The sequence below is a fragment of the Paenibacillus sp. FSL M8-0142 genome (assembly GCF_038597315.1).
GTDB lineage: Bacteria > Bacillota > Bacilli > Paenibacillales > Paenibacillaceae > Paenibacillus_AQ > Paenibacillus_AQ lactis.
The window spans coordinates 2,243,105-2,258,187 of sequence record NZ_CP152008.1; the positions used below are offsets into that span (position 1 = coordinate 2,243,105).

The 15,083-nt window shown below is 53.2% G+C and carries 12 protein-coding genes; 8 read left to right on the plus strand and 4 right to left on the minus strand.

Annotated elements, in window-relative coordinates; genetic code table 11:
* Nucleotides 1-2: 2 nt before the first annotated feature.
* Complete coding sequence (locus NSQ46_RS10670) at nucleotides 3-1,685, plus strand: glycerol-3-phosphate dehydrogenase/oxidase (protein WP_342576984.1); 1,683 nt, start codon at nucleotides 3-5, stop codon at nucleotides 1,683-1,685.
* A gap of 138 nt (nucleotides 1,686-1,823) precedes the next feature.
* On the plus strand, nucleotides 1,824-2,816 hold the full coding sequence (locus tag NSQ46_RS10675; protein WP_007132156.1) for an aldose 1-epimerase: 993 nt from the start codon (nucleotides 1,824-1,826) through the stop codon (nucleotides 2,814-2,816).
* A gap of 154 nt (nucleotides 2,817-2,970) precedes the next feature.
* Here NSQ46_RS10675 and NSQ46_RS10680 read toward each other — a convergent pair whose 3' ends face one another.
* On the minus strand, nucleotides 2,971-3,660 hold the full coding sequence (locus NSQ46_RS10680) for a TIGR02206 family membrane protein (protein ID WP_244869140.1): 690 nt from the start codon (nucleotides 3,658-3,660) through the stop codon (nucleotides 2,971-2,973).
* Nucleotides 3,661-3,816: 156 nt separating this feature from the next.
* On the opposite strand from NSQ46_RS10680, the gene NSQ46_RS10685 reads away from it, so the two are divergent.
* Complete coding sequence (locus NSQ46_RS10685) at nucleotides 3,817-4,752, plus strand: hypothetical protein (RefSeq protein ID WP_245255955.1); 936 nt, start codon at nucleotides 3,817-3,819, stop codon at nucleotides 4,750-4,752.
* Between the two features lie 96 nt (nucleotides 4,753-4,848).
* Here NSQ46_RS10685 and NSQ46_RS10690 read toward each other — a convergent pair whose 3' ends face one another.
* From NSQ46_RS10690 to NSQ46_RS10700, 3 genes are all read right to left on the minus strand, one after another.
* A complete protein-coding gene (locus NSQ46_RS10690) occupies nucleotides 4,849-5,196 on the minus strand; it encodes a hypothetical protein (protein WP_007132153.1) in 348 nt (115 codons plus the stop codon).
* A 180-nt stretch (nucleotides 5,197-5,376) separates the two neighbouring features.
* Nucleotides 5,377-6,534 carry a peptidylprolyl isomerase gene (locus NSQ46_RS10695; RefSeq protein ID WP_251537485.1) on the minus strand — a complete coding sequence of 386 codons (1,158 nt, stop codon included), beginning with the start codon at nucleotides 6,532-6,534 and terminating at the stop codon, nucleotides 5,377-5,379.
* Between the two features lie 129 nt (nucleotides 6,535-6,663).
* The gene (locus NSQ46_RS10700; protein WP_251537486.1) at nucleotides 6,664-7,734 is read right to left on the minus strand and encodes a permease; all 1,071 of its coding nucleotides are present in this window, start codon (nucleotides 7,732-7,734) and stop codon (nucleotides 6,664-6,666) included.
* Between the two features lie 317 nt (nucleotides 7,735-8,051).
* Here NSQ46_RS10700 and selD point away from each other — a divergent pair, with 317 nt between their 5' ends.
* The 5 genes from selD (at nucleotide 8,052) to helD (ending at nucleotide 15,060) form a co-directional block, all read left to right on the plus strand.
* Nucleotides 8,052-9,104, plus strand: coding sequence for a selenide, water dikinase SelD (selD, locus tag NSQ46_RS10705; RefSeq protein WP_210094712.1), 1,053 nt, complete (start codon nucleotides 8,052-8,054; stop codon nucleotides 9,102-9,104).
* Nucleotides 9,105-9,152: 48 nt separating this feature from the next.
* Nucleotides 9,153-10,205: a tRNA 2-selenouridine(34) synthase MnmH gene (gene mnmH / locus NSQ46_RS10710; protein WP_007132149.1), complete on the plus strand. Its 1,053-nt coding sequence runs from the start codon at nucleotides 9,153-9,155 to the stop codon at nucleotides 10,203-10,205.
* A gap of 377 nt (nucleotides 10,206-10,582) precedes the next feature.
* Nucleotides 10,583-11,269: a phosphatase PAP2 family protein gene (locus NSQ46_RS10715; RefSeq protein ID WP_007132148.1), complete on the plus strand. Its 687-nt coding sequence runs from the start codon at nucleotides 10,583-10,585 to the stop codon at nucleotides 11,267-11,269.
* Nucleotides 11,270-11,422: 153 nt separating this feature from the next.
* Nucleotides 11,423-12,481 (plus strand): aromatic acid exporter family protein, encoded by a 1,059-nt coding sequence (locus tag NSQ46_RS10720; protein ID WP_007132147.1) that lies wholly within the window; start codon nucleotides 11,423-11,425, stop codon nucleotides 12,479-12,481.
* Nucleotides 12,482-12,726: 245 nt separating this feature from the next.
* Nucleotides 12,727-15,060: an RNA polymerase recycling motor HelD gene (gene helD, locus NSQ46_RS10725; protein WP_342576763.1), complete on the plus strand. Its 2,334-nt coding sequence runs from the start codon at nucleotides 12,727-12,729 to the stop codon at nucleotides 15,058-15,060.
* Nucleotides 15,061-15,083 lie beyond the last annotated feature (23 nt).

Sequence of the window (15,083 nt, forward strand, 5' to 3'; positions counted from 1 at the left end):
AGATGGATACCACGCATTACGAATTAATCGTCATTGGCGGAGGAATTACGGGAGCAGGCATCGCGCTCGATGCAGCAACCCGCGGCATGTCAGTGCTGCTGCTGGAAATGCAGGATTTTGCATCCGGCACGAGCAGCCGTTCGACCAAGCTCGTGCACGGCGGGCTTCGTTATCTGAAGCAGTTCGAGGTCGGAATGGTGGCCGAGGTCGGCAAGGAACGAGCGGTGGTTTATGAGAACGGTCCCCATGTCACGACGCCGGAATGGATGCTGCTTCCGATTCACCAAGGCGGCACGTTCGGCAAATTCAGCACGTCGATCGGGCTGATGGTGTATGATTTCCTCGCCGGCGTCAAGCGGGGAGAGCGGCGCTCGATGCTCTCCTCGGAGGAGACGCTGAAGAGGGAGCCTCTCCTCAAGCGGGACGGCTTGAAGGGCGGCGGATATTACGTGGAATACCGGACGGATGACGCCAGACTGACGCTGGAAGTCATGAAGGAAGCGGCGGCCAGAGGCGCGAACGTGTTCAATTATGTAAAGGCCGAATCGCTGAATTACGATGCGAACGGACTCATTACCGGCGTCACGGCCAGAGACATGCTCGATGGTGAGGTTCGGCAGGTGACCGGCAGTCAGATTGTGAATGCATCGGGGCCGTGGGTCGACCGCGTGCGGGAAATGGATAAATCCAAGAAAGGAAAAATGCTGCAGCTGACCAAAGGCGTGCATCTGGTGATCGATCAATCGAAGTTCCCGCTTCGTCAAGCCGTATACTTCGATACGCCGGACGGACGGATGGTGTTTGCGATTCCAAGGGATGGAAAGACATACGTCGGGACTACGGATACGGTATATAAAGCTGATCCCGCACGGCCGTTCATTACAATCCAGGACCGGGATTACATCCTTAAGGCGATATCGTATATGTTCCCGGACATCAAGCTGTCCCCGTCCGACGTAGAGTCAGGCTGGGCCGGCGTTCGGCCGCTCATTCTGGAAGAAGGCAAAAGCCCTTCGGAAATATCCCGCAAGGATGAGATCTGGGAATCTCCGTCGGGGCTTATTACGATTGCGGGCGGCAAGCTGACCGGCTACCGGAAGATGGCGGAAACCGTCGTCGACCTTGTTGCAAAGCGTCTTCAAGAGAGAGGCGGCAAGTCTTACGGCGCCGGCATAACCCGTGAGCTTCCGATATCCGGCGGCAAGGTTGGCGGTTCCGCTCAATTCCCGGATTATGTGCGCACTCAAGCCGATCAGGGCGCGGCGCTCGGGATTGACCGGAAGCTTGCAGAGCAGTGGGCGAAAATGTACGGCTCCAATGTGGCAGAATTATTCCGCTTGGCAGGGGAGGAAGCCGCGGGCACGGGAGCACAGGAGGAAGCGGAGGCGCTGCCGCTGTCGGTGCTCGTTCCGCTGCGGTATGCGATCGAGCACGAAATGGCCGTGAAGCCGGTCGACTTCTTTATCCGCCGGACAGGTTCATTGCTGTTCAATATCGAATGGACCAAGAGATGGAAGGAGCCGGTCATCGATTATATGGCTTCGTTACTCGGCTGGAGCAATGATGAGAAGGAGATGTACACTTTAGAGCTGCAAGAGGAGCTTGCCAGGGCGGAGCATGCCGCACCTTCCGAGGAGAGCGGGCTGGAAGCCGCGGCGGCTTCTGCAAGCAAGCTGTCATCCTGAATCCATCCCTAATGTTCAACCAGCTCCCGGGCGCGTGAAGCGGGAGTTGGTCTTGTTTTGATCGGTCAAGTTATAGAAGCATGGGCATCGGTGTGATATTCTATATACGTCGTCAAATATGAGAGGAGAGATCAACCGATGAACCACAAAGCGTATGAAGGCACGTTCCACGGCGAGCCTGCGGTATGGCTGCAGCACGGCCCTTATGAAGCGGCAATTTTGCCCGCAGTCGGCGGTAATCTTATAGCCTACCGGGATATCGAAAGCGGTTACCGGTTTCTGCGGGAGCCGGAAGCGGACGAAATGGAGTCGTTCAAGGAGAATCCCGGCGTACACGGAATCCCTGTCCTGTTTCCGCCAAACCGCTATGAGGACGGACGGTTCCCATGGAAAGGCAAGACCTATCAGTTTCCGGTGAATGAGGAGGCAACGGGCAATCATCTGCATGGCTTTTTACATACGACTCCGTGGTGGGTCGAGGAGTATGGCAGCACGGAAGCGGGCAGCTATGTCGTCGTATCGGTCAAGGTCGATGAAGACCATCCGGTATATGCGATGCTGCCTCACCGCTTCACCTTCCGTCTGCGCTACACGCTTAATCAAGACGGTCTGTCCCAGCATGTCTTGATTCGCAACGAAGGCGACAGCGACATGCCTTGCCTGCTCGCCTTCCATACAGCGATCATGGCGCCGTTTGCGCCAGGGAGCACGGCAGACGATGTGGTTGTCCGCATGACCATCGGCGAGCGTTGGGAGCTCAATGAACGCATGCTGCCGACCGGTCGCTTCCAGCCGCTGACTCCGGACGAGGAGAAGCTCCGCGGCGATGGAGTCAGCCCGTATTTTGCCGAGATGGACAATCATTATACGGCTGCTCAGCAAAACGGGAGAAACCGCATGGAGCTGACCGATACGCGCATCGGCAAAACATTCGTATACGATGTAGGCACTTCCTATAAGCAGTGGATGGTTTGGAACAACAAGGCATGTGGGAAGTTTTTCTGTCCGGAGCCGCAGGTCAACCTCGTCAACGCGCCGAATGTGGATCTGCCGGCCGACGAAATCGGCCTGTTCGGGCTGGCGCCGGGCGAGATCTGGGAATCCACCTCGCGCTTATACATGAAGAACTGATCGACAAGACTTTCAATCGAGTGAAAAAAAGCGTATTGGAACCACCCGGTTTACGGGTTGACATGTCCGTACGCTTTTTTTACAGCTGGCCAATATGGCGCGTTGTCCGAGTCCCGCGATAATCGTCGGGCAGCAGCAGCGTCACCGCTTGAGGCTACCCTTTCAAGCTGAAAGAGGATGGGTTAGCCTGGCTCCGTCTTTTCCGCACGCGCTCCGGAATGGCAAAGAACGCAATATGCATGACGACAAACAGGCACAGCGCAATGAGCTCCTCTGCGAGAATGTAATAGGGATGCGGCCCTAGGAGATCAAGCAGGGAAGGGGTATTCGGCTTATGCATCAAAAACATGTAGTTGGACCCCAGCGCTGCATTTGCCAGTCCGACCACAAGTGCAGCGGCGTTCAGGAACAGCATGGTGTGGCCGATCGATTTCCAGGTCGGACGGTATCCGCGAATCCAAGTCATATACAGTGCCGTTAAGATAATGGCTATATGGACGATAAAGAAATGAAAGAAGCGGAAATGCGGGAATGGATAATCGAGATTGGGCGTCAGAATGGCCTGAAGCGCCCCGCCGATGCCTGCAAAATAGACGAGCGGATACAGCTTTGCCGAATCCGTTAGCAGCACTGCAGCTGATAGAAATAATGTAAGGCTGCAGAGCTCAAGCGGCAGGGACGTGGCCGGATCCCATATCCCGGTGACGCCGTACCAAACATGAAGGGCTGCTTCAGGCAATACCAATGCAGCCAACAGGCCGATCCGTACCCCTTGCCGAAGCCAAGGACGGCTTCGAATCCTGTACCGGAACAGAAACAGCAGCAGTCCGAGGCCGGCCAGCATCCCGATAGCGACGAAGTGCCAGGGGGAGAAGGCGGCAAAGGATTGTGAGACGTCCGGATCAAAGATCGTTTCGATGACATAACATCCTTTCCGAAAACGTAGTATCTAAATATTATCATCCTTACATTTTGAAAGAAAGGCTGGTGTTGGATGACCATGCTTCGAGCGATAAAGCGGTTTACACTCACGATGTTATGCGCGGTGCTGCTGCTCGGGATGAGCGGGCTTACGGCATCCGGGAAAGCTGATGCGGCCTCCAAATACAAGAAGTTTTTCGATGTCAGCAGAAAGGGAGCGCCGACCCCGGGGCTGAGCGGAAACAAGGAGTGGGTGCCTCAGGGGCTGGCGCTCGTGCCAAGCAAAAACTGGATTATCATATCCCATTACTGGGGCAACAAAAACAAAAATCAAGCCAGCTCCATCTCGATCACAAACAGCAAAACGAATAAACGGATCAAGACGCTTTATTTATATGAGAGCGGAGGCAAGAAGCATACCGGACATGTTGGCGGACTTGCGGTAAGCAAGAAGCATCTGTGGATCGCATCGGGTAAAAATGTCTACCGCATTCCGCTAAGCACGCTCAGCAGCAAGAAGGATTACAGCAATATCGTCATGAGCAAATATTCGCTCGGACATAAAGCCTCCTATGCAACCTATGCTGATGGGGTTCTGTGGGTAGGCGAATATATGGACGGAGAAGATATCGGGAAGAAGCAGTGCGCCCCGGGACCAAAGGGCAAGCTGCGGGGGTATAAGCTGACTGGCAGCGATCTGTTGCCGCCTGGCCGCAAGCCATCTTACACCTGGACGACACCGGACAGGGTGCAGGGAGCGGTGGTGACCAAATCGCGGGTGCTGTACAGCCAGTCATGCGGCCGCAACAACGCAAGCACGCTCCTGATTTATACCCGCGGGACCTCGGGCAAGCCGGCGGCGACACCGCTGGCGATGCCGCCGATGTCCGAGAATATCGCGCTACGCGGCAACGATCTGTATGTCCTGTTCGAGTCCGGGGCGAGGAAGTATCGGAACGGGGCGCTGCCCTTGAAAAACCTCTACATCGTCAATTTGAAAAAGCTGAAGCTGTAACATGAATCGGCGGTCCTAATAGCACAAAAGCACCCGCTTTCCTATAACAGGAAGGCGGGTGCTTTGCGCGTAGGACAGGAGCGTAAGCTCGTCGTCTTACAGGACCGGCTGTCTCGCTTCGGCGACCAGCCGCTTGAGCGGCTCCTGCTTCCATCTCGGGATTCGAAGATGCTTGGCGGAGGGAGCCTTCTCCCCGAAGTATACGATGCCTTGCTCGACGTCCGTCACCTTGTCGATATTGACGTAACAGTTGCCTCCGACATAGTAGAATTGTTTGCCCGAGACCAGGGAATTGATGTTGTCGGCAGTCATTCTCTTTTTTATATTATAGTTCCTGCCGTGAAAGCTGACCAAACCGTGCGATCCGGTTTTAAAGAACAGAATGTCTGTCTCCACCACGAAGTCCTCATACATGTTGCGGGATTCCGATACGCGCTTCGTCATTCTGCTTCCCCCTTTTCCTTGATCAACTATTGATAACGCTTACATTTTATCATGTTTTATTCTGGGATTAAAGAACTTTTTCGAAATGCCGCTAAAAAACCCTGTACCGTTCGGTACAGGGTTTTATTTGCAGGGGATGGCCTAGCTTGGGCAATCCTCCTGATAAGACTTTTATTGGTGTTATTTAGCCGGCGTTGCTGCTGTGTCATCGGCTGCTGTATCCTTGCCTTCGGCATCTGCAGAGCTTTTATCGAGCGTGTTGGTGATTTTCGCTTTGTCCTTAAGCTCCTGGATATAAGCCGGGGACTCCTGATACACCTTTTGGTTGACCATCTGGCCGCGGATTTCTTCCTTCTTCTCCTCGAAGGTCGGGTTGGTTGCTTCCTTGCGGTCGGTCAGCTTAATGATATGGTAACCGAAGGAGCTCTTAACCGGCTGGCTGATCTCGCCCTTCTTCAGCTTGAATGCCGCTTCCTCAAAGGCAGGGTCCATCTCGCCGCGTCCGAAGAAGTCCAGGTCGCCGCCAGTATCCTTCGTTGCATCCTGGTTCTTCTCCTTGGCGATCGCAGCGAAGTCTGCGCCTTCCTGCAGCTCCTTGTAAATCTTGTCGGCTTCTTCCTTCGTTTCGACCAGAATGTGGGAAGCTCGCACCTGTTCAGGCGTAGCGAAGCTTTCCTTGTTCTGCTCAAAAATTTCCTTCACTTCATCATCGGTAACTTTGACTTTGTCGCCAAGCAGCTTCTTGAGCTTCACTTGCTCACGCATTTGCTTGCTTAGATCCTCTTCCGTCATGCCGGCCTGCATGAGCGCCATGTTGAACTGGTCCTCCGATGGGTAGCTTGCCTTGAGGGCGGCAACCTCGGCCGTTACCTCTTCGTCGGTTACGGTGAGGGACTTCTTGTTCATCTCCTGATCAATCAGCTCATCTCGGATAATGCCGTCAAGCGTTTGTGGTCCTCCGGCTTGCACCAGCGCATCGTACAACCGATCCTTCGTAATGCTGACACCGTTGACATTCGCTACTGCTTCGTTGCCGGATCCTTTGGCAAACGGTGGCACGATAAGGACGACAATCAGTGCCGCCGCGAGTACGAGGGAGGCGATCATCCATCCTTTGCTGCCGTTTCCGCCGCCGCCGGAAGGGGCTGCTTCCTCTTGCGAAGGCTGATCATCCGGGATCATCAGTCCAACCTTGTCATCCTCTTTGGACAAATCCAAGCTGCCCGAGTCGCGGAAATCCTCCCCGGAATGGCTCTCTTGCTGAATATTCTCCTCGGCTTGTCCGCTTTTCTCATCGGGCTCTCCCGGAAGATTTGGCTGCAAATCATTATCTTTCATTCAGTAATTGACTCCCTTCGATTCCAAATAATATGTTGGATCATTCTGTAACCACTGTACCAGATATGTCCGGGCTTTACCTTAAGAAAAAATAAAAAATATGAAATCAGGGATGGAATGCCCCCTAAACTATAGGAACAGCTTGCCCGCCAATCCGCAGACTATGCCCAGGATCACGACGGAGCCCGCCACGAACCAGAGCACCTTGCGGGGGAAGGATCGTCTTACCATAAACAAGGACGGCAGACTGATCGCCGGCAGCGTCAAGAGAAGAGCCGCCGCAGGCCCCGCTCCAAGTCCAGCCGCCATGAAGGCTTGGATGATCGGGATCTCCGCTGCCGTCGGGATGACGAAGAGCATGCCCATCACGGCGAAGAACATGATCGCCAATATGCCGCCGCCGGCGGCTTCACCGAGCTGAGGGAACATCCACACCTGCAGCGCTCCGAGCAGCAGCACGGCAATGAAGTACGAGGGAACGACCCGGATGACCATGTCGGCGATGCTCGACATCCAGCGTTTCCACAGCGGACGAGGGTCGATCTCGTCAGGCTGCTCCGCGGCATCGATCTCTACAGGAGCTGCTTCCTTCGAGATCCGGTTGGCCAGGTAGCTGACACCAAAGGTCAGAAGGATCCCGAACACAAGCCGCAGCAGCGTGAATTTCCAGGACAGCACAAAGGTCATGAATACGAGTGTAGCCGGGTTAATGGTCGGATTGCCGATCCAGAAGGCGAGGGCCGAGCCAACGGATACCTTTTTCTTACGCAAGCCGACCGCGATTGGAGCCGCGCAGCAGGAGCACATCATGCCCGGTATGGATGCCAGGCCTCCGATTGCTGTGCTGCCGAAGCTGGATTTGCCCAGCACGCGCAGAAGCCAGCCTTGCGGGAGCAGAGATTGCACGAGGCTTCCCAGCAAAATGCCGAGCACGGCGGCTTTCCATACGGCTTTAAAGTAGGTGACGGCATAGTCCCAGGCCGCTTGCCAAGACGGTAAGGTGTTATCCGGTTGAAAGTTCAGGATGGATGAGCCGATACTGTGATCTACGATCGCTTTAAGGGCTTTATTGTAATACGGCCACCATTTTACATATGTCAATCCTGCCGCCGCGATCATGATAAACAGGACGATAAACCATAAGGTTTTTCTGCGGTCTGTATGATGAAGCGGCATTCGGCCATCATTGGTGTGAGTCATAATCGAGATTCCTCCGATATATCTGGGATGATAAACATATTCCAATCCATTATTATACCATAAATCAAGCATAAGCAACTATTTTACCAGGGAATCAGATAGGCGAACCAGGATTAGACTTCCTGCGGTTGATTTTCTATAATAGAAAGGAGGGTTTTGCAAATCCTGAGGTAAATGCGTAGCGTAATAAACGAAATTGTTTTTCCCCGGAGTCCTTGAGCTGTGTTTCACCGGCACCTCATATCCGGGGTTGTTGCATGTTGAATCCCTAACGGGGGTAACCGCCGTAATATATATAATGAAGGGAAGTCCTAGAAATGAGTCAATCCGACAAAATAAAGCTAACCTCTTATTCCTCCAAAGGCGGCTGCGGCTGCAAGATCGGCCCGGCCGACTTGGCGCAGGTCATACGCAAGCTGCCCCAAACGGAGCCGAATCCGAATTTGCTCGTCGGGCTGGATACGAGCGATGATGCCGGCGTCTATCGTCTTACGGATGACCTCGCCATGGTGCAGACGGTCGATTTCTTTACGCCGATCGTTGATGATCCTTACGATTTCGGGCAAGTGGCCGCAGCCAATGCGATCAGCGACATTTACGCGATGGGCGGCAAGCCGCTGACGGCACTGAATATTGTGGCATTTCCGATTTCGACGCTGGACAAGCAGGTACTGGCCGACATCCTCCGCGGTGCGGGCGATAAGCTGAAAGAAGCGGGCGTTACGCTGGTCGGCGGTCATTCGATCGACGACAAGGAGCCGAAATTCGGCTTGGCCGTTACAGGCACTGTTCATCCGGATAAGATCAGAACAAACGCCGGCGCTAAGCCGGGCGATGCCCTGATCTTGACCAAGCCGATCGGCGTCGGCATTATGTCCAGCTCCATGAAGAAGGATTTGTTAAGCGATGATGAGATCCGCCGTGTCACGGCAGTTATGGCTGCTTTAAATAAAACCGCCGCTGAAATCATGGAGCCTTATCAAGTGCATGCGTGCACGGACGTTACCGGCTTCGGTCTCCTCGGTCATACGCTTGAAATGGCGAAGGGAAGCGGAGCGGGAATCCGGATTATCAAATCCGCTGTGCCGGTATTGGAACGGGTAAGGGAGCTTGCCGAACTCGGCGTCATTCCGGGAGGAACGAAGAACAACTTCGATCATGTGAAGGACTCCGTTGATTTTCCGGACGGAATGGACCAATACGATAAGTGGATTCTGAGTGATGCCGTCACATCTGGAGGCCTTTTGATTGCGGTGGAGGGCTCCCAGGCGGACGCGCTTCTTCAAGAGCTGCAGGCTGCGGGATTAGAGGCCGGCCGGATCGGAGAAGTCGTTTCCGAGCATGGCGGACGGATCTCGGTTGAATGGTAAGCAAGCAAGGACCACTTGCAGGCGAATCGATATAAGGAGCGAACAGACATGTTTCAAGACATCACGGTAGAAGAACTTATGGAACTTCAGCGGAACAAGAAGCTGACATTGATCGATGTCCGTTCCCCTTCGGAATATGCGGATGCGACCATTCCCGGCAGCCTGAATATCCCGGTATTCAATGACGAGGAGCGGGCTGAAATCGGAACGCTGTACAAGCAGGTCGGGGTTGATGCGGCGAAAGAGCGCGGGCTGGCGATCATGTCCGCCAAGCTGCCCGCATTCGTGAAGCAGTTTAAAGAAATCGAGGGGGATAAAGCGGTATATTGCTGGCGCGGAGGCATGCGCAGCCGAACCGCAGCGACCGTGCTTTCCCTGATGGATATCCATGTCAGCCGGATTTCGGGCGGAATCAAGGCATACCGTAAGTATGTGCTGGATACGATGGAGCGCCTGAAGCTTCCTGCCGGATCCTTCGTGCTGCATGGCCTGACGGGAACCGGCAAGACAGCGGTGCTCAAACAGCTGCAGGAGGAAGGCTACCCGGTGCTCGATCTGGAGGGACTGGCCGGGCACCGCGGCTCGATCTTCGGCCACATCGGACTTAATGCGAGCAATCAGAAGTCGTTTGACGCCAAGCTGTTCGAGCGGTTGAAACAGCTGGAGCATGCCCCGTATATTGTGTTTGAAGCGGAGAGCAAACGGATCGGCAAGATTGTCGTTCCCGATTTTCTTATGCAGATGAAGGAGAAAGGGGTCGCGATTGTACTTGAGCTTCCGATGGAGGAGCGCATTCGCCAAATTATGGAGGACTATCGCCCCGAGGAATATCAGCAGCAATATTTGGAAGCGTATCGTCTGATCAAGGGACGGATCCATACGCCGATCGCTGCCGAAATCGGAAAGCATCTGGAGGAAGGGCGTTTCGCCGAAGGGATCCGGATGCTGCTGGAGCATTATTATGATCCGAAGTACAACTACACTGCAAGCCAGTATCAAGACAGTGAGCCGGTTACTGTCTCGGTAAGGAGCGTAAACGAAGCGGCCGATGCCGTGAAGGAGATCCTGACAAAGCGCGGACAGCTAAAAACCGGTGCTTAGAGCTCCGCATGGTCGCCCCCCTCACTTAGACAGATAATGGAACGGTTAGCAGCGGCGAATCGATCATCCAAATCATTGGATGAATAGGAAAAGATCGCCGCGTTGACCAATTTTTACTTGCGATCCTGGTGTTTTGTTCTCATGACAGAACACAACTTCAATCGCCCTAGCCTGGAGCGGATGCTTAAGTAGTCCAACTCAGGGAGGGCGATTGTTTATTTTAAAGGGTGTATTCCGCCGTGATTTGACAAAGACTATGAAAATATCGGGAAGAACAGATCCACAGCTCCTTTTCTTCATGGCAGGAAAATGGTATGATCTTGATTCGCCCATTTGTCTCGGATACGATTCCATTCGATTAAAAGGAGAACGTCATTGTGCAGGAACAGTTAAATCGGCTGAGGGTGCGAAGGCGGTGGATTGGTTTCATTTCGCTAAGTACTTTATTAGCTTTCGTCCTATTGGCTGCTCTAGTGAAGCACAAGAGAATAGATGATTGGGACCATGCGATTAGTCGATATGTTCAAAGCTTCGAACAGTCGTGGATCACGGATATCGCAGTCTGGCTTTCTTTTATTGGCTCGAGAGATCCGATTATTGTTTTGTGCCTGATTGCGATCGCTTTACAGTATGTACTGCTCAAGCATCGAACTGAGATTTTGCTGCTCATCGGAGTCATTGCCGGCTCCTCGATTCTAAATCTTCTATTGAAGCTTGCGTTCCAGCGGATGAGACCGGATATCCACCGATTGATTGAGGTAACCGGCTACAGCTTTCCCAGCGGTCATTCGATGGTTGCCTTCTCGTTCTACGGTGTTTTGGCCTATTTGCTGTGGAGGCATATTGAGTCCGGAAAAGGCCGGATCGTGCTGATCGTTATTGCCATCCTTATGATCGGGAGTATCGGCTTGAGCAGGGTTTATCTTGGCGTTCACTATCCCAGCGATATCGTTGGGGGGTATTTGGCTGCGTGTTTCTGGTTAGCCTTGTCGGTCGGGCAGTATGAGAGGTTCATGGAGCGCTTCCGTCGAAAGGATGCCGGAATGATTCGCGGGTCAGGCTAGTCATCCTCGCGCTCGCGCGCATCGTATCGGATGCTAAAAAGGTAATTCAAGTCATAGCGGTTCTTGTGAAGGAGTATGTATCATTGTGTTCATTGCTGAGTTTAATAGGTGTAGCGTGAGGTTTAATGATGTAACAGATAAGGAGGGCTGCCTATGGCATTCGGAGCAAGAATGTTCAAAACCGGTCTCGCCGTAACCTTGGCGTTGTATATGGCGATGCTTCTGGATTTCAAATCGCCGGTCGTTGCCGCGATCGCCGCCATATTCGCCATGCAGCCTTCGATTTACCGATCGTGGAGATACTTCCTGGATCAGCTGCAGACAAGCACGCTTGGAGCGATTCTGGCCATGCTTGGCGGCTATTTCCTGTCCAATCAGCCGATCTCGGTCGGCCTGATCTGCATTGTCGTCATTATGATCTGTATGAAGCTGAAGATGGGAGAGACGATTGGACTGACATTGGTTACGGTCATCTCGGTCATGGAGGCATCCGGTCAATGGGATTTTGCTTTGAACCGGTTCATTTTAACGCTTATTGGAATTATATCTGCCTTCCTCATTAACATTCTCGTCTTTCCGCCCAAACCGAAGGAGCAGTACATTACGCGAATTCATACGGTATTCGGGAAAATGTCGCTCCTGCTGCGCACCGCGATTTCCCATGAAATGAAGGATTCGGTGTATCGTGCGGAGAAGAAGGAACTCGAGTCTGCGATTAAATCGTTATCCGACAAATACAACTTGTTTGAAGAGGAGCAGAAGAAGCTGAAGCGGGCGAAATACAGCCAGGCGAGACAGCTTGTGGTATATAAGCAGCTGCTTCAATCGCTTCGCAAGGGCTTCGAAGTGCTGGATGCGGTTGAGAACCATTATTTCCAAGCCGAGCGTACGGAGGAGATCGACCAGCAGTTCGATGCCAATTTGGAGCGCTTGATGAAGTACCATGAGCACATCTTATGGAAATTCGAGGGCAAACTGAAGCCGAACGAGGATGAAGCCGAGACGATGGTTGAGAACAATGAGGAATTTATGGCGCACGTCATGTGCGGCCCTGGAGGAGAGCCCGGCGGGCTTCGTCTTTCCGTTGTTGCCGCGGCAATGTACGATTACGGGTACCAGCTTGATCGTCTGAACCGGGTAGCGGAGCATGTGGAACGCGTGGTAGAGGATGACGGGCAGGAGGAGCCTTTATTTTCGTGGCTGAAAAAATAAGGTGACGAACGGGTTCCGTTGAACCCGCTCCGAACCCTATACGTTACGAAGAGGTCATGGAAGGCAGCAAAAAAGCCGGCTTCGCAGCCGGCTCCTAATGTTCATTATAATATTGATTCCACTTCATCACACTGCTATAATAAGCAATGTTCTGTCATTAATAAGACATAAATGGTCATAATATGACAATTATATTGTATCACAGATTTCTTACGCTGTCAACCAGTAGATTAGGGGGATGAGCAATGGCTATCAGCGAACAGGATTGGCAAGAGGAACAAGGGCGAGTTACAGAAGTTACGGGCAAGATCGGACGAAAGATCTCGGAGTTGGAAGCAGATGTCGGAGGGATACGCGAAGAAGTCATCGAAATGCGGAAGGATTTCTGGGACGAGGTAACCGTGAACTTCAGCAACCCCGATGATTTGGGCGAGACGTCAACGAACCTGAGACAGCAATCCCAGGTGTTGTCGGAACGGGAACGCGCCCATCTGCAATCAAGCAAGCTGCTCAAGAAATACCGGAAGCTTGTCGATTCCCCTTATTTCGGACGGATTGATTTTCAGGAAGACGGATGGCCGGAGACGGAGTCGATCTATTTGGGAACAGGCTCCTTCATGGACGAGGATATGGAGACCTTCCTGGTGTATGACTGGCGGGCACCGATTTCCAGTCTTTATTATGACGGAGCGCCGGGACCGGCCCAGTACGAGACGCCTTCGGGCATGGTGACCGGAGAGATGCTGCTTAAACGTCAGTTTGTCATCCATGACGCCAAGATCCAGGTGCTGTTCGATACAGGCATGACGATCGGCGACGAGCTTCTCCAGCAGGTGCTCAGCCATAGCGCGGATGATCGGATGAAATCCATTGTCGCTACGATTCAAAAAGAGCAAAATGCGGTCATCCGCAACGATAAAACGCGCATGCTCATTGTCCAAGGGGCTGCAGGCAGCGGAAAGACCTCGGCTGCACTGCAGCGGGTCGCATACCTATTGTATAAATATCGGGAGACGCTGCGGGCGGATCAGATGATCCTGTTCTCGCCCAACCCGCTCTTCAACAGCTATGTGTCCACCGTTCTGCCTGAGCTGGGCGAGGACAATATGCAGCAGACGACGTTTCAGTCTTATCTTGAGTTTCGGCTGGGCAAGGAGTTTGATTTGGAGGATGTGTTTACCCAGACGGAAACCCTTCTAAATGAAGAAGACTCGCCGGAGTATAAAGCCAGGCTTGAAGGCATCGCCTTTAAGTCCTCGGGTGCATATCTGGATACGATTCGGCGTTATAAGGAATTGCTCGAGAAGGAAGGAATGCTCTTCAAGCCGGCGGTGTTCCAAGGCAAAGTAATCGTGAGTTCCGATGAGATGGCGGCGCAGTTTTACAGCTACGACTCTGCCGTTAAGCTGGCCGGCCGCATTGATCTCATGAAGGAATGGCTGTTGAAGCGGCTGTCCGAGTTCGCCCAGCAAGAGAAAAGCGCACCTTGGGTGGAGGAGAAAATCGATCTGCTCGATTCGGAGGATTATCAACGCGCTTACCAGACGATGCGGAGAAAGCAGAATAGTAAGGAAACGACCTTTGACGATTTCGAGAAAGAGCGGGATATTCTGGCCAAAATGGTCGTCAGCGACAGCCTGAAGCCGATCCGGCGCTGGATCAAGCGGTATCGATACGTCGATGTATCGGGTATGTACCGAAAGCTGTTCCAGGACGAAGCATTATTCCGCCGGGCTGCCGGAAACACGGGTTCTTTGCCGAAGTATTGGGAGCAGATCTGCAATCTCACCGTTCAGGCATTGCATGAGAAACGGCTGATGTATGAAGATGCTACGCCGTTTCTCTATCTGAAGGAGCTGCTTCAGGACTTCCGGACCAACACGTCGATCCGGCATGTCATTGTCGACGAGGTTCAGGATTATTCCGCCTTTCAGCTGGAATTCCTGAAACGGCTGTTCCCGCGGGCGAAGATGACGGTGCTGGGGGACTTGAACCAGGCGATCTATGCGCATGGCGAGGAGCTAGGAAGTTTGGAAAATCTGGTCAGCCTGTACGGTGAAGAAGAGACCGAGGTCATTAACCTCACTCAGAGTTATCGTTCAACGCATGAAATCGTGGAATTTACGCGGCAGATGATCCCCGGCGGAGACCGGATCGTTCCATTCAATCGAAGCGGCGAGGCACCGCAGGTCATCCCGGTCAAGGATGAAGCAGCGCTTGAGCAGGCGGTGATTCAAGACATCGCCGAGCTTCATGCCCAAGGATATGAATATGTCGCTGTGATCTGCCGAACGGATGAGGAGAGCCGGCGCGTGCACCGGCAGCTGTCGGAGAGCGTCCAGGTTCGGCTTATCACCAAGAACACGCCTGCCTTTGAGAAGGGAACGCTTGTGGTTCCGGCGTATCTGGCCAAAGGCGTAGAATTTGACGCGGTGATCATCTACAACGGTTCTGAGGAAGTATACCGCCGGGAAAGTGACCGGAAGCTGTTCTACACCGCATGCACGCGAGCCATGCACCGGCTTCACATTTACCATGTCGGCGAGAAAAGCCGTTTTATTCCGGATTCAACAAATTAGAAGAGGCGGTATCCTCTGCTAGG

Coding starts and splice junctions, on each gene's coding strand:
- NSQ46_RS10670 (WP_342576984.1), top strand. CDS start 3: ATGGATACCACGCATTACGAATTAATCGTCATTGGCGGAGGAATTACG.
- NSQ46_RS10675 (WP_007132156.1), top strand. CDS start 1,824: ATGAACCACAAAGCGTATGAAGGCACGTTCCACGGCGAGCCTGCGGTA.
- NSQ46_RS10680 (WP_244869140.1), bottom strand. CDS start 3,660: ATGCTGGCCGGCCTCGGACTGCTGCTGTTTCTGTTCCGGTACAGGATT.
- NSQ46_RS10685 (WP_245255955.1), top strand. CDS start 3,817: ATGCTTCGAGCGATAAAGCGGTTTACACTCACGATGTTATGCGCGGTG.
- NSQ46_RS10690 (WP_007132153.1), bottom strand. CDS start 5,196: ATGACGAAGCGCGTATCGGAATCCCGCAACATGTATGAGGACTTCGTG.
- NSQ46_RS10695 (WP_251537485.1), bottom strand. CDS start 6,534: ATGAAAGATAATGATTTGCAGCCAAATCTTCCGGGAGAGCCCGATGAG.
- NSQ46_RS10700 (WP_251537486.1), bottom strand. CDS start 7,734: ATGACTCACACCAATGATGGCCGAATGCCGCTTCATCATACAGACCGC.
- selD (WP_210094712.1), top strand. CDS start 8,052: ATGAGTCAATCCGACAAAATAAAGCTAACCTCTTATTCCTCCAAAGGC.
- mnmH (WP_007132149.1), top strand. CDS start 9,153: ATGTTTCAAGACATCACGGTAGAAGAACTTATGGAACTTCAGCGGAAC.
- NSQ46_RS10720 (WP_007132147.1), top strand. CDS start 11,423: ATGGCATTCGGAGCAAGAATGTTCAAAACCGGTCTCGCCGTAACCTTG.
- helD (WP_342576763.1), top strand. CDS start 12,727: ATGGCTATCAGCGAACAGGATTGGCAAGAGGAACAAGGGCGAGTTACA.